The 24783-nt window shown below is 72.4% G+C and carries 21 protein-coding genes and 2 pseudogenes; 13 read left to right on the top strand and 10 right to left on the bottom strand.

Features of this window, described 5'->3' with window-relative positions:
• Window positions 1-48 precede the first annotated feature (48 nt).
• Genes OHA19_RS17695 through OHA19_RS17670 form a run of 6 tightly spaced genes read right to left on the bottom strand, consistent with a single transcriptional unit; the run spans window position 49 to window position 5484 of the window.
• Window positions 49-1257 (bottom strand): cytochrome P450, encoded by a 1209-nt coding sequence (locus OHA19_RS17695; RefSeq protein WP_405715468.1) that lies wholly within the window; start codon window positions 1255-1257, stop codon window positions 49-51.
• Entirely contained in the window at window positions 1254-2534 is a 1281-nt protein-coding gene (locus OHA19_RS17690) for a cytochrome P450 (RefSeq protein WP_405715470.1), read from the bottom strand. The genes OHA19_RS17695 and OHA19_RS17690 overlap by 4 nt, the downstream gene beginning before the upstream one ends.
• Window positions 2531-3184: a GTP-binding protein gene (locus tag OHA19_RS17685; protein WP_405715472.1), complete on the bottom strand. Its 654-nt coding sequence runs from the start codon at window positions 3182-3184 to the stop codon at window positions 2531-2533. Before OHA19_RS17685 ends, OHA19_RS17690 begins: the two co-directional genes overlap by 4 nt.
• Entirely contained in the window at window positions 3165-3530 is a 366-nt protein-coding gene (locus OHA19_RS17680) for a DUF742 domain-containing protein (RefSeq protein WP_360539716.1), read from the bottom strand. The genes OHA19_RS17685 and OHA19_RS17680 overlap by 20 nt, the downstream gene beginning before the upstream one ends.
• A complete protein-coding gene (locus OHA19_RS17675) occupies window positions 3527-3955 on the bottom strand; it encodes a roadblock/LC7 domain-containing protein (protein ID WP_405715475.1) in 429 nt (142 codons plus the stop codon). The genes OHA19_RS17680 and OHA19_RS17675 overlap by 4 nt, the downstream gene beginning before the upstream one ends.
• Entirely contained in the window at window positions 3952-5484 is a 1533-nt protein-coding gene (locus tag OHA19_RS17670; RefSeq protein WP_405715476.1) for an ATP-binding protein, read from the bottom strand. The genes OHA19_RS17675 and OHA19_RS17670 overlap by 4 nt, the downstream gene beginning before the upstream one ends.
• Window positions 5485-5796: 312 nt before the next feature.
• Here OHA19_RS17670 and OHA19_RS17665 point away from each other — a divergent pair, with 312 nt between their 5' ends.
• Window positions 5797-8661, top strand: a complete 2865-nt coding sequence (locus OHA19_RS17665; protein WP_405715478.1) for an FAD-binding and (Fe-S)-binding domain-containing protein — start codon at window positions 5797-5799, stop codon at window positions 8659-8661.
• A gap of 27 nt (window positions 8662-8688) precedes the next feature.
• On the opposite strand, the pseudogene OHA19_RS17660 reads toward OHA19_RS17665, so the two are convergent.
• Window positions 8689-8898, bottom strand: a pseudogene (locus OHA19_RS17660) (VOC family protein); the annotation flags it as partial.
• A 5-nt stretch (window positions 8899-8903) separates the two neighbouring features.
• Between OHA19_RS17660 and OHA19_RS17655 the strand changes: the two are divergent.
• Both OHA19_RS17655 and OHA19_RS17650 read left to right on the top strand, forming a co-directional pair.
• Window positions 8904-9299 (top strand): annotated as a pseudogene (locus OHA19_RS17655) (MarR family transcriptional regulator); the annotation flags it as partial.
• Between the two features lie 373 nt (window positions 9300-9672).
• Window positions 9673-10068, top strand: coding sequence for a hypothetical protein (locus OHA19_RS17650; RefSeq protein ID WP_405715480.1), 396 nt, complete (start codon window positions 9673-9675; stop codon window positions 10066-10068).
• A 93-nt stretch (window positions 10069-10161) separates the two neighbouring features.
• On the opposite strand, the gene OHA19_RS17645 is transcribed toward OHA19_RS17650, so the two are convergent.
• Window positions 10162-11064 carry a LysR family transcriptional regulator gene (locus OHA19_RS17645; RefSeq protein ID WP_405715482.1) on the bottom strand — a complete coding sequence of 301 codons (903 nt, stop codon included), beginning with the start codon at window positions 11062-11064 and terminating at the stop codon, window positions 10162-10164.
• 163 nt (window positions 11065-11227) lie between these two features.
• On the opposite strand from OHA19_RS17645, the gene OHA19_RS17640 reads away from it, so the two are divergent.
• A complete protein-coding gene (locus OHA19_RS17640) occupies window positions 11228-12208 on the top strand; it encodes an EamA family transporter (RefSeq protein ID WP_405715484.1) in 981 nt (326 codons plus the stop codon).
• Between the two features lie 25 nt (window positions 12209-12233).
• Here OHA19_RS17640 and OHA19_RS17635 read toward each other — a convergent pair whose 3' ends face one another.
• Window positions 12234-12872, bottom strand: a complete 639-nt coding sequence (locus OHA19_RS17635; protein ID WP_405715486.1) for a hypothetical protein — start codon at window positions 12870-12872, stop codon at window positions 12234-12236.
• 304 nt (window positions 12873-13176) lie between these two features.
• Between OHA19_RS17635 and OHA19_RS17630 the strand changes: the two genes are divergently transcribed.
• Window positions 13177-13608 (top strand): DUF3592 domain-containing protein, encoded by a 432-nt coding sequence (locus OHA19_RS17630; protein ID WP_405715487.1) that lies wholly within the window; start codon window positions 13177-13179, stop codon window positions 13606-13608.
• A gap of 28 nt (window positions 13609-13636) precedes the next feature.
• Here OHA19_RS17630 and OHA19_RS17625 read toward each other — a convergent pair whose 3' ends face one another.
• Window positions 13637-14155 carry a hypothetical protein gene (locus tag OHA19_RS17625; protein WP_405715489.1) on the bottom strand — a complete coding sequence of 173 codons (519 nt, stop codon included), beginning with the start codon at window positions 14153-14155 and terminating at the stop codon, window positions 13637-13639.
• Window positions 14156-14350: 195 nt separating this feature from the next.
• On the opposite strand from OHA19_RS17625, the gene OHA19_RS17620 reads away from it, so the two are divergent.
• The 8 genes from OHA19_RS17620 to OHA19_RS17585 all read left to right on the top strand — a co-directional run bounded on the left by OHA19_RS17620 (window position 14351) and on the right by OHA19_RS17585 (window position 24774).
• Window positions 14351-15148, top strand: coding sequence for a TIGR03084 family metal-binding protein (locus OHA19_RS17620; RefSeq protein WP_405715491.1), 798 nt, complete (start codon window positions 14351-14353; stop codon window positions 15146-15148).
• A 14-nt stretch (window positions 15149-15162) separates the two neighbouring features.
• Window positions 15163-16902, top strand: a complete 1740-nt coding sequence (locus OHA19_RS17615; protein WP_405721741.1) for an acyclic terpene utilization AtuA family protein — start codon at window positions 15163-15165, stop codon at window positions 16900-16902.
• Window positions 16903-16956: 54 nt separating this feature from the next.
• Window positions 16957-18555, top strand: a complete 1599-nt coding sequence (locus OHA19_RS17610; protein WP_405715493.1) for an acyl-CoA carboxylase subunit beta — start codon at window positions 16957-16959, stop codon at window positions 18553-18555.
• A gap of 118 nt (window positions 18556-18673) precedes the next feature.
• A complete protein-coding gene (locus OHA19_RS17605; protein ID WP_405715495.1) occupies window positions 18674-20623 on the top strand; it encodes a biotin carboxylase N-terminal domain-containing protein in 1950 nt (649 codons plus the stop codon).
• On the top strand, window positions 20620-21780 hold the full coding sequence (locus OHA19_RS17600) for an acyl-CoA dehydrogenase family protein (RefSeq protein ID WP_405750700.1): 1161 nt from the start codon (window positions 20620-20622) through the stop codon (window positions 21778-21780). Before OHA19_RS17605 ends, OHA19_RS17600 begins: the two co-directional genes overlap by 4 nt.
• A gap of 47 nt (window positions 21781-21827) precedes the next feature.
• Window positions 21828-23450 carry a 4-coumarate--CoA ligase family protein gene (locus OHA19_RS17595; RefSeq protein WP_405715499.1) on the top strand — a complete coding sequence of 541 codons (1623 nt, stop codon included), beginning with the start codon at window positions 21828-21830 and terminating at the stop codon, window positions 23448-23450.
• Window positions 23447-24193: an enoyl-CoA hydratase family protein gene (locus OHA19_RS17590; RefSeq protein WP_405715501.1), complete on the top strand. Its 747-nt coding sequence runs from the start codon at window positions 23447-23449 to the stop codon at window positions 24191-24193. Before OHA19_RS17595 ends, OHA19_RS17590 begins: the two co-directional genes overlap by 4 nt.
• Window positions 24181-24774, top strand: coding sequence for a TetR/AcrR family transcriptional regulator (locus tag OHA19_RS17585; protein WP_266730638.1), 594 nt, complete (start codon window positions 24181-24183; stop codon window positions 24772-24774). The genes OHA19_RS17590 and OHA19_RS17585 overlap by 13 nt, the downstream gene beginning before the upstream one ends.
• The last annotated feature ends 9 nt before the right edge of the window (window positions 24775-24783 follow it).

Genomic DNA, 24783 nt, shown 5'->3' with positions numbered 1-24783 from the left:
GGATGAGACGCCCGCGCCGGTCCGTGGACCGCGTACGGAGAGTGCCGGTCAGCCCAGTTCCACCGGCAGGTCGTGCAGGTCGTTCTGGGTGACGATCGGCTTGTTCCGCAGCTCGGACGCGGGTACGGCGAGCTCCAGCTCCGGGAACCGCTCGTACAGCGCGGGCAGCGCCACGCCCGCCTCCAGCCGGGAGAGCGCCGCACCCGGACAGACGTGCGGGCCGTGGCCGAACGCGATGTGGCGGTTGGGGGAGCGGGTGATGTCGAAGTCACCGGCCGTCGGACCGTGCTGCGCCTCGTCGCGGCCGAGCGCGCCGAAGGACACGATGAGCGCCTCGCCCTTCGGCAGCACCTTGTCGCCCACCTCGACGTCCTCGGTGGCGAACCGGATCAGGACGTGCGACGTGGGGGTGTTCCAGCGCAGGGTCTCCTCGATCACGTTCTCCCACGGCACCTCCCCGCCGAGCACCTGCTTGCGCTGCTCGGGGTGGGTCTGGAGCGCGACGACCGCGTTCACGATCAGACTGATCGTGGTCTCGTGACCGGCCGCGATGATCAGCTGGAGGGTGTTGACGATCTCCTCGTCGGTGAGCTGGTCACCGTTCTCGGAAGCCGCGATCAAGGCGCTGGTGAGGTCGTCGCCCGGGTTCTCCCGCTTGCCGTCGACGATCTTCGTGAAGAGCGCGCCGAGGTCCGCCATCATCTGCGGGACCTCCTCGGGCGGCGTCTGCGTCGAGAAGAACTTCTCGAACAGCTCCTTCAGCCGCGGGTGGTCCGCGCTGTCCACGCCCATCAGCTCGCTGATCACGTTCATCGGCAACGGGTAGGCGAACTCCGCCTTCAGGTCGACCCGCTCGCCCTTCGGCAGCGCGGCCAGCCGGTCCAGGCTCGCCGTGGTCAGCGCCTCGATGCCGGCCCGCAGCCGCTCCACCCGCTTCACCGTCAGCGCCTGCGCGACCAGGGTGCGCAGCCGGCGGTGGTCCGCGCCGTCGACCGTCAGCATGGAGCGGCCCGGGTTGGCGAGGCCGATCAGCGGCCAGTCCATCGGTATCTCGCCGCGCTGCCAGGCGTTCCAGACGTTGATGTCCTTCACGATCCGGCTGTCGGTGAGCAGTTGCCGCGCCTCGGTGTGGTGGGTGACCGCGTAGCAGTGCACCCCGCCGGGCAGTTCCACCTCGGCGAGCGGGCCTGCGGCCCGCAGCCGTGCGCTCTCGCCGTCGAGGTCGGTGACAAAAGGGTCGAGCGCGATCCGGGTCATCTCTGGCCTCCGGTTGTGGTTCCCGCGGCGGGTCCGAGTGCGAGGGTGGGAGTGAAGGTCAACGGCAGAGCGGTCAGACCTCGCAGCCACGGGGACGGGCGCCGGGTGAGCTGTCCGGCGGGGACGGCGAGGTCGATGTCCGGGAGCCGGTCGAGCAGTACCTCGATGCCGGTACGGGCGATGACCTCGGCGGTCTCCTGGGCGGTGAACGGACAGCGGTGCTCGCCGTGGCCGAAGGAGAGGAACGCGTTGTTGCCGCCGGTCAGGGTGGAGCCGTCGGTGCGGACCTGCGGGTCGTAGTTGGCGGCACCGATGCCCAGCAGCAGCAGGTCGCCCGCCTGGATGTGGCGGCCGCCGAGGCGGGTGTCGCGCGAGGCCCAGCGGCCCGCGACGTTCTGCGTCGGGGTGTCCTCCCACAGGACCTCGTTCATGGCCTCGGCGACGCTGTGCCGGCCGCCCGACAGGGAGGCGGCGAACCGGTCGTCGGTGAGCATCAGCCGCAGCGAGTTGCCGATCCAGTCGGCGGTCGGCTGGTGGCCCGCGGCCATCATGACCATCAGGTCCTGGGCGACCTCCTCGTCGGTGAAGTGACCGCGGTCGGCGATCATCCGCGAGGCGACGTCGTCGCCGGGCTCGGCGTGCTTGTCGGCCAGCAGCTGGAACATGGACGAGGCGAGGTGCTGCTGACCGGCCAGTGCCCGCTCCCGGCCGTCGATCATGTCGTTGAGCGAGCCGACGAGCGCGTGGGCGACGGTGTCGCCGAAGCCGTAGATCTTCGCCAGGACGAGGGCGGGCAGCAGCATCGCGTACTCGGCGATGATCTCGGATCTGCCGGTGGCGCAGAACCGGTCGATGAGACCGTCGGCGAACTCCTCCGCGCGACGCTTCAGCGCGAACGGGTCGACGGCCTCCAGCGCGTTGCTGATCATCGCGGCGCGCTCGGTGTGCCGGGGCCCGACCGTGTACAGGATCGACGGCTGCTTGCGGCCGATCATCGGCAGCAGCGGCCAGTCGTCGGGGATGCGGTCCCACTGGCTCCACAGGTCGGAGTCGCGGCTGAACAGCACCGGGTCGCCGGTGACCTGGTGCAGTTCGCGGTAGCCGATCACGAGCCAGGCGGGGACGTCGCCGTCGAGGACGACCGGCGCCACGGAGCCGTGGTCGCGTCGCATGTCCCGGTAGAGCCCGGTCGGATCGGTCTGGAACCGGGGGCCGGAGAGCGGCACGCGGCCCTGGGAGACGGGGCAGCCGGAGGGCGGTGCCGGGGGCTGGGTCACGGTGTGGGCTCCGGGGTCTTCTCCGGCGCGATCTCCGGACGGGCGGCGGCGGAACGGGCGGCGGCCCCGCTCCGCGAGAGGGTGTGGAGGTACTCGACCAGCGTGATCAGTACGTACTTGCTGGACGAACGGTCCCGGGCGTCGCACTCCACCAGCGGCACGTCGTCCGAGAGGGCGAGCGCCTCGCGTATCTGCTGCTCGGAGTGGAGCGGGCCGCCGAAGTCGTTGCAGGCCACGATGAACGGCGTGCCGTGGTGCTCCAGCCGGTCGATCGCGTACCAGGAGTCGGCGAGCCTGCGGGTGTCGACGAGCACGACGGCGCCGAGCGTGCCGGAGAACAGCCGGTCCCACAGGAACCAGAAGCGCTCCTGGCCGGGGGCGCCGAAGAGGTACAGCACGGAGCGCTCGTCGAGCGAGATCCGGCCGAAGTCGAAGGCGACGGTCGTGGACGTCTTCGAGTGCACGCCGTCGAGGTGGTCGACGGCCTCGCCCGCGCGGGTCATGGTCTCTTCCGTGTTCAGCGGACGGATCTCGCTGACGGAGCGGACCATGGTGGTCTTGCCGACGCCGAAGCCGCCGACGACGACGATCTTCAGTCCGTTGTCGGCCGTCGCCCGCAGGGCGGCACGGTCAGAGGTTGCGGAGTCCAACGAGCACCTGTTCCAGGATGTCGGGGTCGGGGAGCCGGTCCGCGACACGGGCAGTACGGGGGTGACGGGCGCTGATACGTCCGGTGTCCAGCAGATCGGACAGCATGATCCGGACGATGCTCACGGGCAGGCCGAGTGCCGCCGCGATCTCCACGACCGCGGTGGGCAGTTGGCACATCCGCAGGATCGTGACGTGCTCCGACTGCATGCCGGGGGCCGGCTCGCACTCGGAGACCACCAGCGTCACCAGGTCGAACGCGTCCGAGTCGGACCGGCTGCGCCCTCCGGTGAGGGTGTACAGCCGGTCCGGATCGTCGTCCCGGCCGGGGCGGCGGGGGCGGGTCATACGGTCGCGTCGGCGTCGGCGGCCGAGGAGGAGCGCGGCGGGGCGCTGAGGTGCTCGCCGAGCTGTTCGACGAGCTCGCTCATGTTGTGGCCGATGAGGCCGACGTCGGAGTCCTCGGAGGCGACGACCGCGAGATGGGCGCCCGCGCCCGCCTCGACGATGAACAGCACGCCGCCGTAGAACTCGGCCATCGCGGACCGTACGCCGCCGGTGCCGTCACCGAACTCGACGGACGCGCCGTGCGACAGGCTCTGGATGCCGGCCGAGATCGCGGCCAGCTGGTCGGCCTGGTCGACGGAGAGCTCGGGGGTGCGGCACAGCTTGAGGCCGTCCCTGGACAGGACGAGGGCATGACGAGTGCCGGGGGTGCGCTCCAGGAGCCCCTCCAGCAGCCAGTTGAGCTTCTCGTCGGTGGTGGCGGTCATCGGGTGTTGCCTTCTTCCGGGTGCGGGGAATTGGCCCGAACAGCCTGGCGGAAGCTGCTGAACCGGGCTGCCTGTTCCTTGGGGTCGGAGGTGCGGGGCCGGGGGGTCTCGGCGCCGTCGGTCTGGGCGTTGGCACGGGCCTCGGCGGCGGCGAGAGTACGGCCGCGGGGGCGCTTGGGCAGCCCGCTCTCGCCGAACCGGGGGAGGTTGCCGGTGGTCTCGGAGGCGGAGGAGTCCCCGGCCGGGGCGTGCTGCGGGTGCCCCGCGTCGGCCGTCGCGGTCGCCGTGGTGGTCGCCGTCGTAGCGGTCGTCGTCGTGGTTGCCGTGGGGGCCGGCGCGGTGTCGTGCGAGGGTTCCGGTTCGGGTGCCGGTCGCGACGCCGGTTCCGGGGCCGGAGCGGGGGCGGGGGCCCGGGTGAGGAGCTCCTGCGGGAGCATCATCAGGGCGCCCGTGCCGCCGCGCGCGGAGGGCCGGAACGAGACGGTCAGACCGTGCTTGCGGGCCAGCCGGCCGACGACGGCGAGGCCGAGCCGGGTGCCGGACAGCCCCGTCAGGTCCTGGTCGGTGGCCGAAACCGCACGCTCGGCGCGGCGCAGCTGCACATCGCTCATGACCAGGCCGCTGTCCTCGACGGTCAGGACGATGCCGGCCGGCACCTCCTCGACGTACACATGGACCTCGGCCGTGGGCGGCGAGAAGTTGGCGGCGTTGTCGAGGAGTTCGGCGAGCGCGTGCATGACGCCCTCGGCGGCGTGCCCGGCGACCGCGACATCGCTGGTCGAGTGGAGCCGCACCCGCTGGTAGCCGCTGATCCGGCCCATCGCGCCGCGCAGGATCGACTCCATCACGATCGGCTTCGCCCAGCGCCGCCCGGAGCGGGCACCGGTCAGCACGGCGATGGAGTCGGCGAGCCGGCCCGCCTGGGCGGTGCGGTGGTCCAGGTGGAGCAGATCGCCGAGCACGTCCTCGGCGGAGTGCCGGTGCTCCATGTCGCGAAGGTCGGCGAGCATGCTGGTGGCCAGGGCCTGCATCCGGCCCGCGGCGTTGGCGCAGGCGGCGACCGCGGCGGAGCGCTCGGTCTCGCTGCGGGTCGCGCGGGCGGTGAGCCGCTGGTTCTCGGCGGTGAGGCGTTCGGTCTCGGCGACGGCCTGCGCGGTGATCCGCGCGGTCTCGGCCTCGGCCGTGGACCTGAGCCGCGCGGTCTCGGCCGCCGCGGCGGACTTGATCCGGGCGGTCTCGGCCGTGAACCGCTGGCCCTCGGCCGCGGAGGCGGAGACGAGGCGGCTGATCTCACCGGTGAACCGCTGGGTCTCCGAGGCGAGCCGGGCGCGCAGCCGGCCGGCGTTGGTACGGGCCTGGACGGCGACGGCCACGGCGGCGGACAGCAGCACGGCGCCGGCACCCGCTCCCCAGGCCAGCTCGGTCCGTACCGAGCCGGGGGCGGCGGCGACCGCCCACAGACACAGGGATCCGGTGACGGCCAGCGATATCAGCAGGGCCACTGCGGTCGGCCGGGATGAGGGGCTCAAAGGGAGTCCTTGGGGCGGACGGGTACGGACGGGTACGAACGGGCACGGACGGATCGGGTAAGCGGGACGAGTCGAACGGTCCAGATCAGGACAGTTCGGGACAACGGGACTGAGCGTGGTAACTGGAGCTGACAATTCCAAGCTAAGTCCTGGTCACTATATGAGAATTGACGCTCTCTTTGGGAAGATCTTGTAGCGTTCTTTGTTACGTATGTGACTACGGGTCCGACGTCTTCCGGCGTATTGACGTATTCAGGGGAAACGCGCGGCGCCGGACGGCCGAGTGGCCCGATCAACGGCATCCTGGGCCGCATGGCCGCACATCGGAATCCGACGGAACGCGCCGAACTCGCACAGGCCCTGCGCACCGCGGTCCGCGGCGAGGCCGACTTCGGCACCACCGCCCGCGCGTTGACGACGATGGACGCCTCCAACTACCGCCGCGTACCGCTCGGCGTGGTCGCCCCGCGCGACGCCGACGACGTGGCCGCCGCGCTCGCGGTCTGCCGCGCGCACGGGGTGCCCGTGGTGCCGCGCGGCGGCGGCACCTCCATCGCGGGGCAGGCCACCGGCACCGGCGTCGTCCTCGATCTCACCCGGCACCTGCACCGGATCGTCGAGCTGGACCCCGCATCCCGCACCGCCGTCGTCCAGCCGGGCGTGATCCTGGACGACCTGCGTACCGCCGCCGCCCCGCACGGCCTCACCTTCGGGCCCGACCCGTCCACGCACAGCCGCTGCACGCTGGGCGGCATGATCGGCAACAACTCCTGCGGCGCGCACTCGGTCGCCTGGGGCACCACCGCCGACAACACGCACGCCCTGACCGTGGCCCGCTACGGCGGCGACACCCTGCGGCTGAGCCGGGGAACGGTCCCCGAGGCCCTGACCGGCCTCCCCGAGCTGGTCCGTACCCACCTCGCCCTGCTGCGCACCCGGTTCCCCGAACTCCCGCGCCGCATCTCCGGGTACGCCCTGGACGCGCTCCTGCCCGAGCGCGGCACCGACCCGGCCCGCGCCTTCTGCGGCAGCGAGGGAACGCTCGGCGTGGTGACGGAGGCGACCGTACGGCTGGTCGAGGCACCGCAGGCCCGCGCGCTGGCCGTCCTCGGTTACGCCGACGAGGCCGCGGCCGCCGAAGCCGCTCCCGGCCTGCTCCCGCACCACCCGCTCACCGTCGAGGGCATGGCCGCCGATCTCGTACGGGAACCGGCCGGGCTGCCGCGCGGCGGTGCCTGGCTCTTCGTCGAGACGGGCGGCGCCACCCCGGCCGAGGCGCGGGCGCACGCCGAGCGCGTCCTGCGGGCGGCCGACGCCCTGGACAGCACCGTCGTCACCGACCCCGCCGCGCAACGGGCCCTGTGGCGCATCCGCGAGGACGCGGCGGGCACCGCGACCCGGATGCCGGACGGCACCGAGGCCTGGCCCGGCTGGGAGGACTGCGCCGTACCGCCCGCCCGCCTCGGCCCGTACCTCCGCGACTTCCGCGCCCTGCTCACCGAGCACGGACTGCGCGGCACCCCGTACGGCCACTTCGGCGACGGCTGCATCCACGTCCGGATCGACTTCGACCTGCTGAGCCCGCCGGGCGTCGCCCGCTTCCGCCGCTTCTCCGAGGAGCTCGCGGACCTGGTCGTCGCGCACGGCGGCTCACTGAGCGGCGAACACGGCGACGGCCAGGCCCGCGCCGAACTGCTGCCGCGCATGTACGGGGACGAACTGGTCGCGGTCTTCGCCCGGTTCAAGGACATCTGGGACCCGGACGGCGGCATGAATCCCGGCATTCTCGCCCGCCCCGCCCGGCTCGACGAGAACCTCCGCTTCGAGGTGCTGCCGAAGCACCCGGTGGACGTCACGTTCGGCTACCCGCACGACGGCGGCGACTTCTCGGCGGCGGTACGCCGCTGCGTGGGCGTCGCCAAATGCCGTACGGCCCGGCCGACGGGCACCGGCGTGATGTGCCCGTCGTTCCGGGCTACCGGCGAGGAGGCCCACTCCACCCGGGGCCGGGCCCGGCTGCTGCACGAGATGCTCGCGGGCGAGGCGGGCGGGGTGATCACGGACGGCTGGAGGTCGACGGAGGTGCGCGACGCGCTCGACCTCTGCCTGTCGTGCAAGGGCTGCCGCAGCGACTGCCCGGTGGGCGTCGACATGGCCACGTACAAGGCCGAGTTCCTCCACCACCACTACCGCCGGCGGCTGCGCCCGGCCGCCCACTACTCGATGGGCCGGCTGCCGGCGTGGCTGCGCCTGGCCGCCCCCTTCGCGGGCCCGCTGAACGCCCTGGCCAGGGTGCGCCTCCTCGCCGCCCTCGCCAAGCGGCTGGCGGGCATCGCACCGGAGCGCGGGATTCCGGTCCTGGCGCGGGAGACGTTCACCCGGTGGCTGAACCGGCGTTGGGGCAAGGGCACGTTCATCTTCTCGAACGACGAGGTGGCCATGGTCTGGCCCGACACCTTCACCGAACACCTATCGCCCGAGGTGGGCCGGGCGGCGGTGCGGGTCCTGGAGGCGGCGGGCCGTCACGTGATCCCCGCCGGGCGCGGGCTGTGCTGCGGCTTGACCTACGTGTCGACGGGCCAGCTCGACAGGGCCCGCAAGGTCATGCGCCGCACCCTGGACCGGCTGGGCAGCACGCTCGGCACCCCCGTGGTCGTCCTCGAACCGAGCTGCGCCGCGACCCTCCGTACCGACCTGCCCGAACTCCTCCACGACGACCCGAGAGCCGCCGAACTCGCGGCGTCGGTGCGGACGCTGGCCGAGTACCTGGAGGAGTACGCCCCCGACTGGCAGCCACCCCGCCTGAACCGCCCGGCCGCCGGCCAGACCCACTGCCACCAGCACGCGGTCCTGGGCGACGCGGCGGATCGCCGTCTGCGCGAACGGGCGGGCCTGACCGGCGAGTTGAGCGGCGGCTGCTGCGGCCTCGCCGGAAACTTCGGCTTCGAGCGCGGCCACTGGGACGTGTCGGCGGCGTGCGCGGAGGAGGCCCTGCTGCCCTCGGTGCGGGCGTCGGAACCGGGTACAGCCTTCCTGGCGGACGGCTTCTCCTGCCGGACCCAGCTGGAACAACTGGGCGGTGTACGGGCCCGGCACCTGGCGGAACTGCTGGCGGAGGGCCTGGGAGAGGGTCTGACGGAGGGAGCCGGTGAGGGGAACGGGCCGGCGGCCGGATGACTACGAGGCGCGGCGCGAACCTCGTGACTACGCGGCGCGGCGCGGCGCGAACCTCTCGACGGCCTCCGGAGTGACGGGCGTGAAGAAGTTGACGAGGTTTCCGTCGGAGTCGCGGAACAGCAGCGCGCGGTTCCCCCACGGCATGGTCGTCGGCTCCTTGACGAAGTCGGTGACGAAGCCGGTCAGGTTCCGGTGGATGCGGTCCACGTCGTCGACGAGGAATTCGATGACGACGCTTCGAACCGGAGCCGCAGCCGCAGCCGGGGGCGGCCGTGGGGCGACAGCCTTCTCCCGCTTTTCTCGCGCTGGCCCATCTCGGCCGTGCCGACTCCCGCCTGGCCCTCTCGGCAGCGGACTGTGCGGCGCTGGAGCAGGCGGCCGCCGAGTGGTTCGCGCGTGGCGTGGACGCCGGCTACCTGACGCGCGCCCTCACCGCCGGGCTTCCCGCGTCCGTCGACTCGCCGTTCGGGTTCGTCCGCCGCCGCCTCCGCGACAAGCTCCCGCCCCGCCTGCCCGCCGCAACCCCGGCCGCACGGGCAACCCCCGTACGCCGTCTGATGGTCGAGTGCACCGAGTGCGGCGCCCCTGGACGGCCCCAAGCGTTCCGCGACGGCCTCTGCCGCCCCTGTCGCGAAACCGACCCGACCTGAGCGGCTGCGGCGGCACCCCCTACCAGGTATTCGCCGCCTGCCGGGCCCGGGATGCGGCCTGGCATCACGCTGTGCCCACACGGCAATTCGCGCGGTAGCTTCGACTGCAACATTCTGGCCCACGCCGACGATCACGAGGAATCCACAACCGGCGGTCTCTGCACCCGTGTTCTTCAGGCCGCTGGCGCGGCCACGGTGTCCGAGCCGTTCTGGACCGCTGCCCGTCGGCTCGACGGCAGCCGTGGAGGAGCCCCCGGCGTCGTCATCCGGCCCCGTGCGGGAGTTCCTCGGCAGTCGGCGACCACAGGCCGATGTCACCCCGGATCCAGGTCATCGGGCTCGGCACTACGCTGGGGCCGTGATGAGCAAGAGGACAGGTGGGCGGTGGCTCGTCGCCGTCCTGACCGCTTCCGCGGCATTCATCTCAGGGTGTACGGCCTCCGTCGACGCCGATGAGTTGCCCGGTGTGTACCGCAACGACGAGACGGGCGGCGAGGTCCTGCTCGATTCCGACGGGACGTTCTCCGCCACCGACGTATCGACGGACGAGTTCTCCGGCCCCGCCGACTTCAGTGGCCGATGGGAGTTCCTCGACAACCAGGCGTCCAGCGACTTCGTCTATCTGACGATCGACGACGGTGGACTCGGCAGGACCGGCGGCATCCAGCTCTACACGCGGGGCGAGGGGACGGTGTATTTCCAATACGAGCCGGACGGGCCGCCGACCCTGGTGCTCACCAGGGTCGGCGCACCGTAGATCCTGCGCGCCGGGCCGGGCGCGTGGTGGCGCCACGGCCGCCGTTTCCGGTGCCGGCCACGTGACGTCCTCGGCGGCCCGGCCACGAACCCCTCAGCCGTCGGCGGTGCCCCGTCGCAGGATCTCGTGGGCGAGTGCGGTGAGCGCCGGCAGCGCGGGGTGCCCCGGAACATCCCGCCGGGCGAGCAGCACGGGTACGGACGGGGCGTCGACGAGCGGGCGGTAGGCGACCCCGGAGTGCGGATGCATGTCGGCGGTGGACGCGGCGGAGACCCCGACCCCGCGGCCCGCCGCGATGGCGGTCAGCCAGTCGTCGGTGTTGGCGACGGTGAGAGTGGCGGCGGGCCGGCCGCCCGGCGGCCACAGGTCGACGGTGGTGGTGCCGGAGACGGTGTTGAGGACGACGGTCTCGCCCGCCAGGTCGGACAGCCGGAGCGTGGCGCGGTCCGCGAGCGGGCCGTCCGCCGCCACCGCCGCCACCCGGTCCTCGTCGAACAGCACCTCGGTGACGAGGCCGGGTGCCTCGACGGGCCCCCGCAGCAGCGCGGCATCGACCTCGCCCCGGGTCAGCCCGGCGGTGCGGTCGTCGATCCGCAGCAGTTCGAGCGGGGTCTGCGGATACAGCTCCTGCCAGCGGCGCAGCAACGGTGTGGTGTACGGGCCGAACGCCGACCAGGCGTGCCCGAGCCGCAGCGGCCAGTGGCGCAGCCCGCTGGGATCGAGCGCCTCGTCGAAGGCGGCGACCGCGGCGGCGGCCTTGTCCCGGAACGCGACGCCTTCGGGGGTGAGGACGAGATGGTGGGTGGACCGGTCGACAAGGCGGATGCCGAGGTGCCGCTCAAGGGCGGCGAGGGTGCGGGAGACCGCGGGCTGGGTGAGGCGGAGGCGGGCGGCGGCGCGCGTGACATTGCCCTCGTCGGCCACGGCGAGGAAAGCGCGCAGATGCCGCACTTCGATGCCGCGACCAGCGCTTTGTCCGGAACGCCCCATGCTCATGCGCGGGGAGCATAACCGGAGCTCGGTCGACATTTCACGTGCCACGCGGAGGTACCTACCGTAAGAGGACGTACCGCACGGGCGTAGCGCATAGGTGCAGTGCAGTATCTTCAATCGAACGGTTCATTGTATTGAACTGCCGGATTCGGGAGGAACACCGCAGGTGAACGACCAGCGCAGTGCAGCAGGGGCCGCTGTGGCCGTGGAGCGGGCCGCAGCCGTCGCCGTACCCGAGGCGGCTTCCGCCCTGGGCGACGCGGCGGGCCCCGCACGTCCCAAGGGCCGGGGGGCGGCGCTCGCCCCGGTCGCGCTGGTGGTCGGCGGCTGTCTCTCCGTCCAGTTCGGCTCCGCGGTCGCGGTGCTGCTGATGCCCCGGGCCGGTGCGCTCGGCGTCGTCACCCTGCGTCTGGCCGTGGCCGCGATCGTCCTCATGGTTGTCTGCCGGCCGAAGCTGCGCGGCCACTCGCGCGCCGACTGGGGCACGGTCCTCACCTTCGGGCTGGCCATGGGCGGCATGAACACGCTCTTCTACCAGGCTGCCGACCGCATCCCGCTGGGCGCGGCCGTCACCCTGGAGGTGCTGGGGCCGCTCGCCCTCTCGGTGTTCGCCTCCCGCCGCCTGATCAACGTGGTCTGGGCCGGGCTCGCGCTGGGCGGCGTCGTGCTGCTGAGCGGCGGAGGGCTCGACCGCCTCGATCCGGTCGGCGCCGCCTACGCCCTGGGCGCCGGTGCCATGTGGGCGACGTACATCGTCTTCAGCGCCCGCACCGGCCGTCGCTTCCCCCAGGCGGACGGGCTGGCCCTGGCCATGGTCGTCGCCGCGGTGCTCTCGCTGCCCCTCGGCATCATGGAGTCGGGCTCGAAACTGCTGGTCCCGTCCACGATCGGGCTGGGCGCGGCAGTGGCGCTGCTGAGCTCGGTGCTTCCGTACACCCTCGAACTCATGGCGCTGCGCCGCCTGCCCGCGCCCACCTTCGCGATCCTGATGAGCCTGGAACCGGCGATCGCGGCCGCGGCCGGCTTCCTGATCCTGGACCAGGCCCTGACGACCACCGACGCGCTGGCGATCGCCCTCGTCATCGGGGCGAGCATGGGCGCGGTACGGAGCCAGACGCGGCGCGGGAGGCCCCGGAAGCGCGCCTGACGGACGGGGCGCGGACTGGGCGGGGCTACTCGCCGCCGGCCTTCAGTGGAGCCGGGCCCTGACGGGCGATGCGGTCGCGGACGATGCCGAGGGTGGTCACGGCCTGATCCCTGACGGTGAGATCGTTCTCGGTCTCGCTCACGTATGTCAGCAGGGGCACAAGCTGCGGCCAGTTCAGAAGGGACGCGGCGAGCAGAGCGTTCCGCCGGACCAGCGGCTCGGGGTCGTGAAGTGCCCAGCGCAGCAGTCCGTGCGAGGCATCGTCGAACGCCCTTCCCGCGTAGTTGACGCCCAGCCTGCGCAGAGCTCGCATGAGAGCCATGTCGTCGCGGGTGTTCGCCGTCAACCGAGTCAGGGAATGGTCGGAATGAAGGGGCAGCTCGCCACGCAGCCAGTCGGCGAACGACTCCGGATCGTCTCCTTCGACCGCCAGATAGTCGACCTGGAAGCGCTGGTCTTCGATCCAGTGGACCACCACTGTTTCGACCTCCTCGGTGCTCTCGGGACTGTCGGCGTCGACAAGCCCGAAAGCCCATGCCAGTTCCTCGACGGGTCCCTCGGACATATTCACCTCCGCAGGCGTCCAGCCCTGCTCCTCGGCGAAGGCCTGGATGTCCTCCCGTCCGAACTGTCCGCGCGGAATGAGCTGGATGAGGGGTGTCATGTCGCACTCTCCTGTCGCCTGCACGTCATGGAACCCAGAGCTACCGGCGGTCTGCGTCCAGCCGGGCCCTGGCGCGCTGGGGAGTCGAGTGCACCGCCAGGCGACAGATACCGTACGGCGTCCCGCCCGAAGCTCGACCTCGTCATGCAACTGCCGTGCGAGGGAAACGCGTTGAAGGTTACCGGCACCCCTCCTTGCCGACCGGCCGCACGCACGGGATCATGGCGGGCCGTACGCATTCGGGCATTCGGCCGTCGGGCACCACGGCGAATGGAGCCGGACCGGGAACGCATTGGGGGAGCCCATGATCGTCGTCGCCGCCGTCTATTTCGTCGTCGCCGTGGGTGCGGCGATGGTGTCCGGGAGGAACCTGGACCGTCACCTCCAGGGCCCCCGGCTCCGGGCCGCCTGGGCCGAGGGCCTCACCGCCGAGGCCCGGTGCACCGCCGTGCGCACCGAGGAGGCCCAGGACGCGGAGGGCGGCTCCGTCCTGCACGTCCACCCCACCCTGGAGTTCCGTACCGGCGACGGGCGCACCGTCGTTTTCGAGGAGCGCCAGTCGCGCAGCGCCCCGGCCGAGGGCGACTTCGTGACCGTCCACTACAGCGCCGCGAACCCCGAGGACGCGACCACCAGGGCCCCGTCCTTCGGCATGCGCCACGCCAGGACCGTGATCACCGCGGCGGGCTGCTTCTTCGCCCTGCTCTCGGCGGTCATCATCACCGTGGTCGACTGACCCGCCGGACCCCCGGCCGCGTTCGCCCTCAGTCCGGGTTGACGGTGTCGAAGTACAGGGTGTCCGTCGCCGCGTCGAGGAAGAACCGCCCCTTCGTCAGGCCTTCCACCGGGCCGGGGCCCAGGAGCAGCGCGTCGTAGGAGGCGCTGGTCATCCACCGCGCGTGCGCGGGCAGGAACTCGGCCAGCACGTCCGGTACCCCGTGCGGCGCGGCCGGCCCGAAGGCGTGCGCCGGGTCCGCCACGGTCCGGGCCGCGGTCCCGGAGGGCAGTCGGGCCACACCCACCACCCGGTATCGCGGGTCCGGGCTCGGCAGATACTCACGGCCCTTCGCGTCCCGGTCGTACGCCAGCCAGTGCGCCCCGCCCAGCCGGCCCGCCTCGCCGAACCTGCGCCGCAGCGGAGCGAGGTCCGTCCGTACCCGCTCGCGGTCCGGCACGGGACCGTCGGTGGACGCGTACACCGCCCTCCCGACCGCGGCCGCCGCCGCGACGCCGATGCCCAGTGACAGCCAGGCGCGACGGCTCGGCCCCCTCGAACGCTTCATGTACGTCGCCCCCCGCGCGTCGTGTCGTCGATGGCAACGAGCGTAACGCCGCGCGGCCCGGTGCCCGTTGGGGCGTACGGAGTTCCGCAGGGGCCCCGCAGAACTTCCGCAGAAAATAATGCAAGCATGCTTGCTTGTTTATTGGTCCGCTGCCATGCTCCTGGGCACACCGCCACGCCCCGAGGGGAGCGCACCGTGCCCGATGTCGCAGCCGTGATCGGCGATCTGCGCGACGAGAGCGAGGAACTCGACGGACTTGTACGGGAGTTGAGTGCAGGCCAGTGGGCCACCGCGACCCCCGCCCCCGGCTGGAGCATCGCGCATCAGATCGCCCATCTCACCTGGACCGACGAGGTCGCGCTGCTGGCCGCCACCGATGCCGAGGCCTTCGCGGGGGAGGTGGCCAGGGCTATGGAGGCGCCCGAGTCCTTCGTCGACCGGGGCGCCGAGGAGATCGCCGCCGCCTTGGCCCCGGAGGCATTGCTCGCGCGGTGGCGGGCCGGGCGGGAGCGGCTGGAGGCGGTGTTGCGCAAGGCCCCGGCGGGCACCCGCATCCCTTGGTACGGGCCGCCGATGAGCGTCGCGTCCATGGCGACCGCCCGGATCATGGAGACCTGGGCGCACGGCCAGGACATCGCCGACGCCCTCGGGGTCACCAGGACCCCCACCGCCCGGCTGCGGCACGTCGCCCGGATCGGGGTGCGGGCCCGCGACTACGCCTATCTGGTGCGGGGGATCAAGGCGCCCGAGGAGGAGTTCCGGGTAGAGCTCGAAGCCCCGGGCCACGGGCCGGTCGTCTTCGGGCCGGAGGACGCGCCGCAGCGGGTCACCGGCCCGCTCGTCGACTTCTGCCTGCTCGTCACCCAGCGCGCGCACCGCGACGACCTCGGCGTCCGGGCGGTCGGCCCCGACGCCGACCAGTGGCTCGACATCGCCCAGGCGTTCGCCGGGCCCGCCGGACCGGGCCGCGCACCCCGGGGAGAAGGCAAGTGACCGCACCGCTGCGGATGGGCAACGCCTCCGGGTTCTACGGCGACCGCTTCGACGCCATGCGCGAGATGCTCACCGGCGGCCCCCTCGACGTCCTCACCGGGGACTACCTCGCCGAACTGACCATGCTCATCCTCGGCCGGAGCAGGCTCAAGGACCCCACGCGCGGCTACGCCACCACCTTCCTGCGCCAGCTCGAAGAGGGTCTCGGGCTCGCCCACGAACGCGGGGTGAAGATCGTCGCCAACGCGGGCGGACTCAACCCGGCCGGACTGGCCCACGCCGTACGGGAGCTGGCGCGGAAGGTCGGCGTCCCGGTGCGCGTCGCCCATGTGGAGGGCGACAGCCTCACCGTGCCCGAGGGGTTCCTGACCGCCAACGCCTACCTCGGCGGCGCCGGGATCGCCGCCTGCCTCGACGCGGGCGCGGACATCGTCGTCACCGGGCGGGTCACCGACGCGGCCCTCGTCACCGGACCGGCCGCCGCCCGGTTCGGCTGGGGGCCCGACGACCTCGACGCGCTCGCCGGGGCCGTCGTCGCCGGACACGTCCTGGAGTGCGGCACCCAGGCCACCGGCGGCAACTACTCGTTCTTCCGGGGCCACGACCTGCGCCGGCCCGGCTTCCCCGTCGCCGAGATCCACGCCGACGGCTCGTCCGTCATCACCAAGCACGACGGCACCGGCGGCGTCGTCGACATCGGCACCGTCACCGCCCAACTGCTGTACGAGACCGGCGGCGCCCGGTACGCCGGACCGGACGTCACCGCCCGGCTCGACACCGTACGGCTGACCCAGGACGGACCCGACCGGGTCAGGATCTCCGGCGTACGCGGCGAGGCCCCGCCGCCCACACTCAAGGTCGGGCTGAACCGGCTCGGCGGCTGGCGCAACGAGGTCGTCTTCGTGCTCACCGGCCTCGACATCGAGGCCAAGGCCCAGCTGGTGCGCGAACAGTTCGCGGACGCGCTCGCCCGCTCCGGCGCCGAACCCGACGAGGTGCGCTGGGAGCTGTCCCGGACCGACCGGGCCGACGCCGCCACCGAGGAGACCGCGAGCGCCCTGCTCCGGCTCGTCGTCCGCGACCAGGACCAGGAGGCCGTCGGGCGCGCGGTCTCCGGCGCCGCGATCGAGCTGGCGCTCGGCAGCTACCCCGGCTTCCACGTCACCGCCCCGCCCGGCAAGGGCGCACCGTACGGGGTGTTCGAGGCCCGGTACGTACCGGCCGGTGAGGTCCCGCACATCGCTGTGCTCCCCGACGGACGGCGGGAGAGCCTGGCACCTCCCGCGACGACACAGCCGCTCTGGGACGCCGACGGGCCGCCGCTGCCCTTGCCGCAGCCCCTGCCGGACGTCGACGGGTCGCCGCTGCCCGCACCCCTGCCGGACCCCGGGCCCACCCGGCCCGCCCCGCTCGGCCGGATCGCGGGTGCCCGCAGCGGCGACAAGGGCGGGGACGCCAACGTGGGCGTATGGGCCGTCGACGACGACGCCTGGCGGTGGCTGGCCCATGAGCTGACCGTCGAACGGTTCCGGGAGCTGCTGCCGGAGACCGCCGCACTCACCGTCGTACGCCACCTCCTGCCGAACCTGCGCGCGCTGAACTTCACCGTCCACGGGCTGCTCGGCGAGGGCGTCGCCGCCCAGCACCGGTTCGACCCGCAGGCCAAGGCGGTGGGGGAGTGGCTGCGCTCCCGGCACCTGCCCATACCCGTATCGCTGCTGGAGACCGTCCACGCACCGGAGGCGCACGCATGACCGTCCACGCACTGAAGGCGCACGCATGACCGTCCACGTACCGGAGGCGCACGCATGACCGTCCTGCCCACCGCGCTCGACACCGCGAGCCCCGAATACGCCGCCAACCGCACGGCCATGCTCGCCAAACTCGACGAACTGGCCGGCGAGCACACCAAGGCGCAGGCGGGCGGCGGGGAGAAGTACGTGGCGCGGCACCGCTCGCGCGGCAAGCTGCTGGCCCGTGAGCGGATCGAGCTGCTGATCGACGAGGACACTCCGTTCCTGGAGCTCTCGCCGCTCGCCGCCTGGGGCAGTGATTACACGGTCGGCGCCTCGCTCATCACCGGGATCGGGGTGATCGAGGGCGTGGAGTGCCTGATCACCGCCAACGACCCGACCGTACGCGGCGGCGCCTCCAACCCCTGGACCCTGAAGAAGGCCCTGCGGGCCAACGAGATCGCCTTCGCCAACCGGCTGCCCTGCGTCAGCCTCGTCGAGTCCGGCGGCGCCGATCTGCCGTCCCAGAAGGAGATCTTCATCCCCGGCGGGGCGCTGTTCCGCGACATCACCCGGCTGTCCGCGGCCGGCATCCCCACCGTCGCCGTCGTCTTCGGGAACTCGACCGCGGGCGGGGCGTACGTCCCCGGCATGTCCGACCACACCGTCATGATCAAGGAACGGTCCAAGGTCTTCCTCGGCGGACCGCCCCTGGTGAAGATGGCGACCGGCGAGGAGAGCGACGACGAATCGCTCGGCGGCGCCGAGATGCACGCCCGCACCTCCGGGCTCGCCGACCACTTCGCCGTCGACGAACAGGACGCGCTGCGCCAGGCCCGCCGGATCGTAGCCCGCCTCAACTGGCGCAAGGCACACGCCGATCCGGGCCCTGCCGAACCGCCGAAGTACGACCAGGACGAGCTGATCGGCATCGTGCCCGGCGACCTGAAGGTGCCCTTCGACCCCCGCGAGGTCATCGCCCGGCTCGTCGACGGCTCCGACTTCGACGCGTTCAAACCGCTGTACGGGGCCAGCCTGGTCACCGGCTGGGCGAGGCTGCACGGCTACCCCGTCGGCATCCTCGCCAATGCGCAGGGGGTGCTGTTCAGCGAGGAGTCGCAGAAGGCCGCCCAGTTCATCCAGCTCGCCAACCAGCGCGACATCCCGCTGCTCTTCCTCCACAACACCACCGGCTACATGGTCGGCAAGGAGTACGAGCAGGGCGGCATCATCAAGCACGGCGCGATGATGATCAACGCGGTGTCCAACTCGAAGGTCCCGCACCTGTCCGTGCTGATGGGCGCCTCGTACGGGGCCGGGCACTACGGCATGTGCGGCAGGGCGTACGACCCGCGCTTCCTCTTCGCCTGGCCCGGCAGCAAATCCGCGGTCATGGGCCCGCAGCAGCTCGCCGGGGTGCTCTCCATCGTCGCCCGTGCCTCCGCCGCCGCCAAGGGACTGCCGTACGACGACGAGGCCGACGCCGGGCTCCGCGCCATGGTCGAGCAGCAGATCGAGGCCGAGTCGCTGCCGATGTTCCTCTCCGGACGGCTGTACGACGACGGGGTCATCGACCCGCGCGACACCAGGACCGTCCTCGGGATGTGCCTGTCCGCGATCCACACCGCCCCGGTCGAAGGCGCTCGCGGCGGCTTCGGCGTCTTCCGGATGTGAGCCGGCCCTTCTCCGCGGCTGAACCGCCGCCGCTCCCGCGGAGACGGCCGCCCGCCGCGGGGTTCCTCAACCGATGGTCGCGGTGTCCTACTGGAAAGAGTCTTCCCTCATGCCAGCCATGATTCGATCGCTCCTCGTCGCCAACCGGGGCGAGATCGCCTGCCGGATCTTCCGCACCTGCCGGGCGCTCGGCATCGCCACCGTCGCGGTGTACTCCGACGCCGACGCCGACGCGCTCCACGTACGGGAGGCCGACACCGCCGTACGGCTGCCCGGCGCCGCCCCGGCCGACACCTACCTCCGCGGCGACCTCGTGGTGCGCGCCGCGCTCGCGGCCGGTGCCGACGCCGTCCACCCCGGCTACGGCTTCCTCTCCGAGAACGCCGGATTCGCCCGCGCCGTGCAGGACGCCGGACTCCTCTGGGTGGGCCCGCCGGCCAAGGCCATCGAGCTGATGGCGTCCAAGACCCGCGCCAAGGGACTGATGGCCGCCGCCGGAGTGCCGCTCCTCGCCCCCGTCGACCCGGAACGGGCCACCGCCGACGACCTGCCGCTGCTGCTCAAGGCGGCGGCGGGCGGCGGCGGGCGCGGGATGCGGATCGTAAGCGAACTCACCGAACTGCCCGCCGAGTTGACGGCGGCATCTGCCGAGGCCGCGTCCGCGTTCGGGGACGGCGAGGTCTTCGCCGAGCCGTACGTGGAGCGCGGCCGGCACGTCGAGGTCCAGGTCATGGCCGATGAGCACGGCGGGGTCTGGGCGCTCGGCACCCGCGACTGCTCGCTCCAGCGACGCCACCAGAAGGTCGTCGAGGAAGCCCCCGCCCCCGGACTCGACGACGCGCTGCAAGGCAGGCTGCACGACGCCGCAGTGGCCGCCGCGCAGGCTGTCGGATACCGGGGCGCGGGCACCGTCGAGTTCCTGCTCACCGCCGACGGACGCCCGTACTTCCTGGAGATGAACACCCGCCTCCAGGTCGAACACCCCGTCACCGAAGCGGTCTTCGGTCTCGACCTGGTCGCCCTCCAACTGCGCATCGCCGAAGGCGAACCACTACCCACCACCGCACCCCCCGCACCGCACGGCCACGCCGTCGAGGCCCGCCTCTACGCCGAGGACCCCGCCCACGACTGGCAGCCCCAGACCGGCGAACTGCACACCCTCGACGTGCCGTCCGCACCCGGACTGCGCCTCGACACCGGGTACACCGACGGCGACACCATCGGCGTCCACTACGACCCGATGCTCGCCAAGGTCGTCGCCCACGCCCCCACCCGCACCGAAGCCGTACGCCTCCTCGCCCGCGCCCTGGAACGCGCCCGCATCCACGGCCCGGTCACCAACCGCGAACTGCTCGTACGGTCCCTGCGCCACCCCGACTTCCTCGCCGCCCGCCTCGACACCGGCTTCTACGACCGCCACCTCGACGCCCTCACCCCCGCCCCGGACGAAGCGGAATCACGCCGCGCCGCCCTGGCCGCCGCACTCGCCGACGCCGCCGCCCGGCAGCACGCACCCGGCCCCGGCCCGGCCCGCTTCGGCGCCTGGCGCAACATCTCCTCCCAGCCCCGGACCAAGCGCTACCGCGCCGAACCCGACGGCACCGAACACGAGGCCGCCTACCGCACCACCCGCACCGGCCCCGTCCCCGAGACCGGCGAACGCGTCATCGCCGCCCGGCCCGGCCGCGTCACCCTCGAAACCGGCGGCATCACCCGCCACTTCGACATCGCCGTCCACGGCGTCAAGGCGTACGTGGACACCGCCACCGGCTCGTACACCCTCACCGCCCTGCCCCGCTTCACCGACCCCACCGACCGCACCGAACCCGGCTCACTGCTCGCCCCCATGCCCGGCACCGTCGTCCGCGTCGCGGACGGGCTCACCGAAGGGTCGTCGGTCGAGGCCGGGCAGCCACTGATCTGGCTGGAGGCGATGAAGATGGAACACCGCATCCTCGCCCCCGCCGCCGGCACCCTCACCGCACTCCACGCCGCCCCCGGCCGCCAGGTGGAGGTCGGCGCCCTGCTCGCCGTCGTGCAAGACGTACAGGAGGAACCGAAGCAATGAGCACCGTCCTCGAAATTGAAGAGCACCAGGCCCTGCGCGCCGCCGTAGCCGCACTCGGAAAGCGCTACGGACGCGACTACATGACCTCCGTCGTACGCGACGGCGCCCACCCGCGCGAACTGTGGACCGAAGCCGCCAAGCTCGGCTACCTCGGCGTGAACCTCCCCGAGGAGTACGGCGGCGGAGGCGGCGGCATGGCCGAACTCTCCATCGTCCTGGAGGAGTTGGGGGCGGCCGGCAGCCCGCTGCTGATGATGGTGGTCTCCCCGGCGATCTGCGGCACCGTCATCGCCCGCTTCGGCACCGAGGCCCAGAAGCAGCAGTGGCTCCCCGGCCTCGCCGACGGCAGCCTCACCATGGCCTTCGGCATCACCGAACCCGACGCCGGATCCAACTCCCACCGCATCACCACCACCGCCCGCAGGGACGGCGACGACTGGCTGCTCACCGGCCGCAAGGTCTTCGTCTCCGGCGTCGACATCGCCGACGCCACCCTCATCGTCGGCCGCACCGAGGACGCCAGGTCCGGCAAGCTCAAGCCCTGCCTCTTCATCGTCCCCCGCGACGCCCCCGGCTTCGGCCGCTCGCAGATCGACATGGAACTCCAGGCCCCGGAGAAGCAGTTCGAGCTGGTCCTCGACGACGTACGGCTGCCCGCCGACGCGCTCGTCGGCGATGAGGACGCGGGGCTCCTCCAGCTCTTCGCCGGGCTCAACCCCGAACGCATCATGACCGCCGCGTTCGGCATCGGCATGGGCCGCTACGCACTCGACCGCGCCGTCGAGTACGCGAAGACCCGCCAGGTCTGGAAGGATCCCATCGGCTCCCACCAGGCCATCGCCCACCCCCTCGCCCAGGCCCACATCGAACTGGAACTGGCCCGGCTGATGATGCAGAAGGCCGCCCGGCTCTACGACGACGGCGACGACATCGGCGCGGGCGAGGCCGCCAACATGGCGAAGTACGCGGCCGGAGAAGCCTGCGTCAAGGCCGTCGACCAGGCCGTGCACACCCTCGGCGGCAACGGCCTCACCCGCGAATACGGCCTCGCGTCCCTGATCACGGCGGCCCGCGTCGCCCGGATCGCCCCCGTCAGCCGGGAAATGATCCTGAACTACGTCTCCCACCAGTCCCTGGGGCTCCCCAAGTCGTACTGAGCCACGGCAGTCCGTCTCCCCACACCGCCGCTCCGAAGGGACCCGCCATGGCGCACGTGTTCCACAGCGACTACCCCGCCGTACCGACACTCGACATACCCATCCATGACGCGGTCCTGGGAGAGGCCACCGCCGCATACGGCGACACGGTGGCCCTGATCGACGCGGCGGACGACAGCTCCGCCCTCACCTACCGGCAGCTCGACGCCTTCCACCGGAAGATCGCCGCGGCACTCGCCGAGGCCGGGGTGCGCAAGGGCGACGTACTGGCCCTGCACAGCCCCAACACCATCGCCTACCCGGCCGTGTTCTTCGGCGCGACCCGGGCCGGCGCCACCGTCACCACCGTCCACCCGCTGGCCACGGCGGAGGAGTTCGCCAAACAGCTCCGCGACTCCTCCGCCAGCTGGATCGTCACCGTCTCCCCGCTCCTGGCGACGGCGCGCGAGGCCGCCGCACGCGTCGGCTCGATCGAGCGGATCTTCGTCTGCGACCGGGCCGAGGGACACACCTGCGTACTCGACATGCTCACCACCACCGCCCCCGAACCCCGTATCACCATCGACCCCGGCGAGGACATCGCCGCCCTGCCCTACTCCTCCGGCACCACCGGAACCCCCAAGGGCGTCATGCTCACCCACCGCTCCATGGGCACCAACCTGGAGCAGCTCCGCCCCTTCATCCCCATGGGCCCCGGCGCCCGCATCCTGGCCGTGCTCCCCTTCTTCCACATCTACGGGCTGACCGCCCTGATGAACGCCCCGCTGCGGATGGGCGCCACCGTCGTCGTGCTGCCGCGCTTCGACCTGGACCAGTTCCTCGCCGCGATCGAGAAACACCGGATCACCGGCCTCTACGTGGCCCCGCCGATCGTCCTCGCCCTCGCGAAGCACCCCTCGGTCGACCGGTACGACCTCTCCTCGCTGGAGTACGTCGTCAGCGCCGCCGCCCCGCTCGACGCCTCGCTCGCCGCCGCCTGCTCCCGGCGCCTGGGGCTGCCGCCCGTACGCCAGGCGTACGGCATGACGGAACTCTCGCCCGGCACCCATGTCGTCCCGCTCTCCGCCGGGAACCCGCCCGCGGGAGCCGTCGGCAGGCTTCTGCCCAGCACCGAGATGCGGATCGCCTCGCTCGGCGACGACCCGGAGGACGCCCCGGCCGGCACCGACGGCGAGATCCTGATCCGCGGCCCGCAGGTGATGAAGGGCTACCTCGGCCGCCCCGAGGCCACCGCCGACATGATCGACGCCGACGGCTGGGTGCACACAGGCGACATCGGACACGTCGACGCCGACGGCTGGCTCTTCGTCGTCGACCGGGTGAAGGAACTCATCAAGTACAAGGGCTACCAGGTCGCCCCCGCCGAACTCGAAGCACTGCTGCTCGGCCACGAGGCGATCGCGGACGCCGCCGTCATCGGCGTGTACGACGACGACGGCAACGAGGTCCCCAAGGCGTACGTCGTCCACCAGCCGTCCGCACCGGACCTCACGGCGGACGACGTCCTTTCGTACGTCGCCGAGCGCGTCGCACCGTACAAGAAGATCCGGCAGACCGAGTTCGTCGACGCGATCCCGCGCGCCACCTCCGGCAAGATCCTGCGCCGCGAACTGCGCGATCGGGAGAAGTCCCGCAGGACCACCGACGGCCAAGGAGACCACCGACCATGACGGCGCTCGCCGGCCCCACCCACGACCGGGGCATCACCACGCTCACCCTCGACTCGCCCGCCAACCGCAACGCACTCTCCGCGGCCCTGGTCGGCGAGCTCACCGCCGCCCTGGACGACTGCGCGGCCGACGACACCGTACGGGCCGTCGTCCTCACCCACACCGGCAACACCTTCTGCGCGGGCGCCGACCTGACCGCACCGCCCGACCCGGCGGCCTTCGTCGCCCTGATGCGGCGGATCGTCGCCCTGCCCAAGCCCGTCGTCGCACGGGTCACCGGCCACGTACGGGCGGGCGGCCTCGGCCTGCTCGGCGCCTGCGACATCTCCGCGGCCGGCCCCGGAGCCACCTTCGCCCTCACCGAGTCCCGGCTCGGCCTCGCCCCCGCCGTCATCTCCCTGCCGCTGCTGCCCCGCACCGACCCGCGCGCCGCCGCCCGTTACTACCTCACCGGCGAACGCTTCGACGCCGCCGAAGCCGCCCGCATCGGCCTGATCACCCTCGCCGCCGGGCCCGCCGAGGACATCGACAAGGCACTCGTCCCCGTCCTGGACGGCCTGCGCAAGGCCTCCCCGCAGGGGCTGGCGGCATCGAAGGAGCTGGTCACGGCTACTGTGCTGAAGAGTTTCGACCAGCATGCCGAAGACCTCATCGCCCGCTCGGCGGCCCTCTTCGCCTCCGCCGAGGCCCGGGAAGGAATGACGGCCTTCCTCGAACGACGGGACCCCGCATGGGTGTTGTGACGCCCCCCACCGACCGGACCCCCAAGCAGGACCGCAGCCGTGCCACTCGCCGCCGGCTCCTCGAAGCGGCCGTCGCCTGCCTCGCCGAACACGGCTGGGCGGGCTCCACGGTCTCCGTCGTCGCCGAACGCGCGGGCGTCTCGCGCGGCGCCGCCCAGCACCACTTCCCCACCCGCGAGGACCTGTTCACCGCGGCCGTCGAATACGTCGCCGAGGAACGCTCCGCCGCCCTGCGCGCCCTGCCCGTCCAGGGCCGCACGGACGTGGTCGCCGCCCTCGTCGACCTCTACACCGGCCCGCTCTTCCGCGCCGCGCTCCAGCTCTGGGTGGCCGCCTCCAACGAGGCCCAGCTCCGCCCCCGCGTCACCGAACTCGAAGCCCGCGTCGGCCGCGAGACCCATCGCATCGCCGTCGAACTGCTCGCCGCCGACGAGACGAAGCCCGGCGTACGCGAAACCGTCCAGGGCCTCCTGGACATGGCCCGCGGCCTGGGCCTGGCCAACGTCCTCACCGACGACACGGCCCGGCGTCAGAGGGTCGTGGCACAGTGGGCGCTGCTGCTGGACGACGTACTCGACTGACCGCGGGGG

Origin of the sequence: Streptomyces sp. NBC_00012 (assembly GCF_045040875.1) — a bacterium.
Lineage (GTDB): Bacteria > Actinomycetota > Actinomycetes > Streptomycetales > Streptomycetaceae > Streptomyces.
The sequence above is the reverse complement of the archived record's forward strand: the minus strand, read 5'-3'. Positions and strand labels throughout refer to the sequence as shown.

Excerpts from the sequence above, each read along its gene's own strand:
- OHA19_RS17625 (WP_405715489.1), bottom strand. The coding sequence starts at position 14,155 with ATGAAGCGTTCGAGGGGGCCGAGCCGTCGCGCCTGGCTGTCACTGGGC.
- OHA19_RS17610 (WP_405715493.1), top strand. The coding sequence starts at position 16,957 with ATGACCGTCCTGCCCACCGCGCTCGACACCGCGAGCCCCGAATACGCC.
- OHA19_RS17635 (WP_405715486.1), bottom strand. The coding sequence starts at position 12,872 with ATGACACCCCTCATCCAGCTCATTCCGCGCGGACAGTTCGGACGGGAG.
- OHA19_RS17615 (WP_405721741.1), top strand. The coding sequence starts at position 15,163 with ATGGGCAACGCCTCCGGGTTCTACGGCGACCGCTTCGACGCCATGCGC.
- OHA19_RS17675 (WP_405715475.1), bottom strand. The coding sequence starts at position 3,955 with ATGACCGCCACCACCGACGAGAAGCTCAACTGGCTGCTGGAGGGGCTC.
- OHA19_RS17600 (WP_405750700.1), top strand. The coding sequence starts at position 20,620 with ATGAGCACCGTCCTCGAAATTGAAGAGCACCAGGCCCTGCGCGCCGCC.
- OHA19_RS17595 (WP_405715499.1), top strand. The coding sequence starts at position 21,828 with ATGGCGCACGTGTTCCACAGCGACTACCCCGCCGTACCGACACTCGAC.
- OHA19_RS17585 (WP_266730638.1), top strand. The coding sequence starts at position 24,181 with ATGGGTGTTGTGACGCCCCCCACCGACCGGACCCCCAAGCAGGACCGC.
- OHA19_RS17630 (WP_405715487.1), top strand. The coding sequence starts at position 13,177 with ATGATCGTCGTCGCCGCCGTCTATTTCGTCGTCGCCGTGGGTGCGGCG.
- OHA19_RS17650 (WP_405715480.1), top strand. The coding sequence starts at position 9,673 with ATGAGCAAGAGGACAGGTGGGCGGTGGCTCGTCGCCGTCCTGACCGCT.
- OHA19_RS17605 (WP_405715495.1), top strand. The coding sequence starts at position 18,674 with ATGATTCGATCGCTCCTCGTCGCCAACCGGGGCGAGATCGCCTGCCGG.
- OHA19_RS17680 (WP_360539716.1), bottom strand. The coding sequence starts at position 3,530 with ATGACCCGCCCCCGCCGCCCCGGCCGGGACGACGATCCGGACCGGCTG.
- OHA19_RS17695 (WP_405715468.1), bottom strand. The coding sequence starts at position 1,257 with ATGACCCGGATCGCGCTCGACCCTTTTGTCACCGACCTCGACGGCGAG.
- OHA19_RS17665 (WP_405715478.1), top strand. The coding sequence starts at position 5,797 with ATGGCCGCACATCGGAATCCGACGGAACGCGCCGAACTCGCACAGGCC.
- OHA19_RS17645 (WP_405715482.1), bottom strand. The coding sequence starts at position 11,064 with ATGAGCATGGGGCGTTCCGGACAAAGCGCTGGTCGCGGCATCGAAGTG.
- OHA19_RS17590 (WP_405715501.1), top strand. The coding sequence starts at position 23,447 with ATGACGGCGCTCGCCGGCCCCACCCACGACCGGGGCATCACCACGCTC.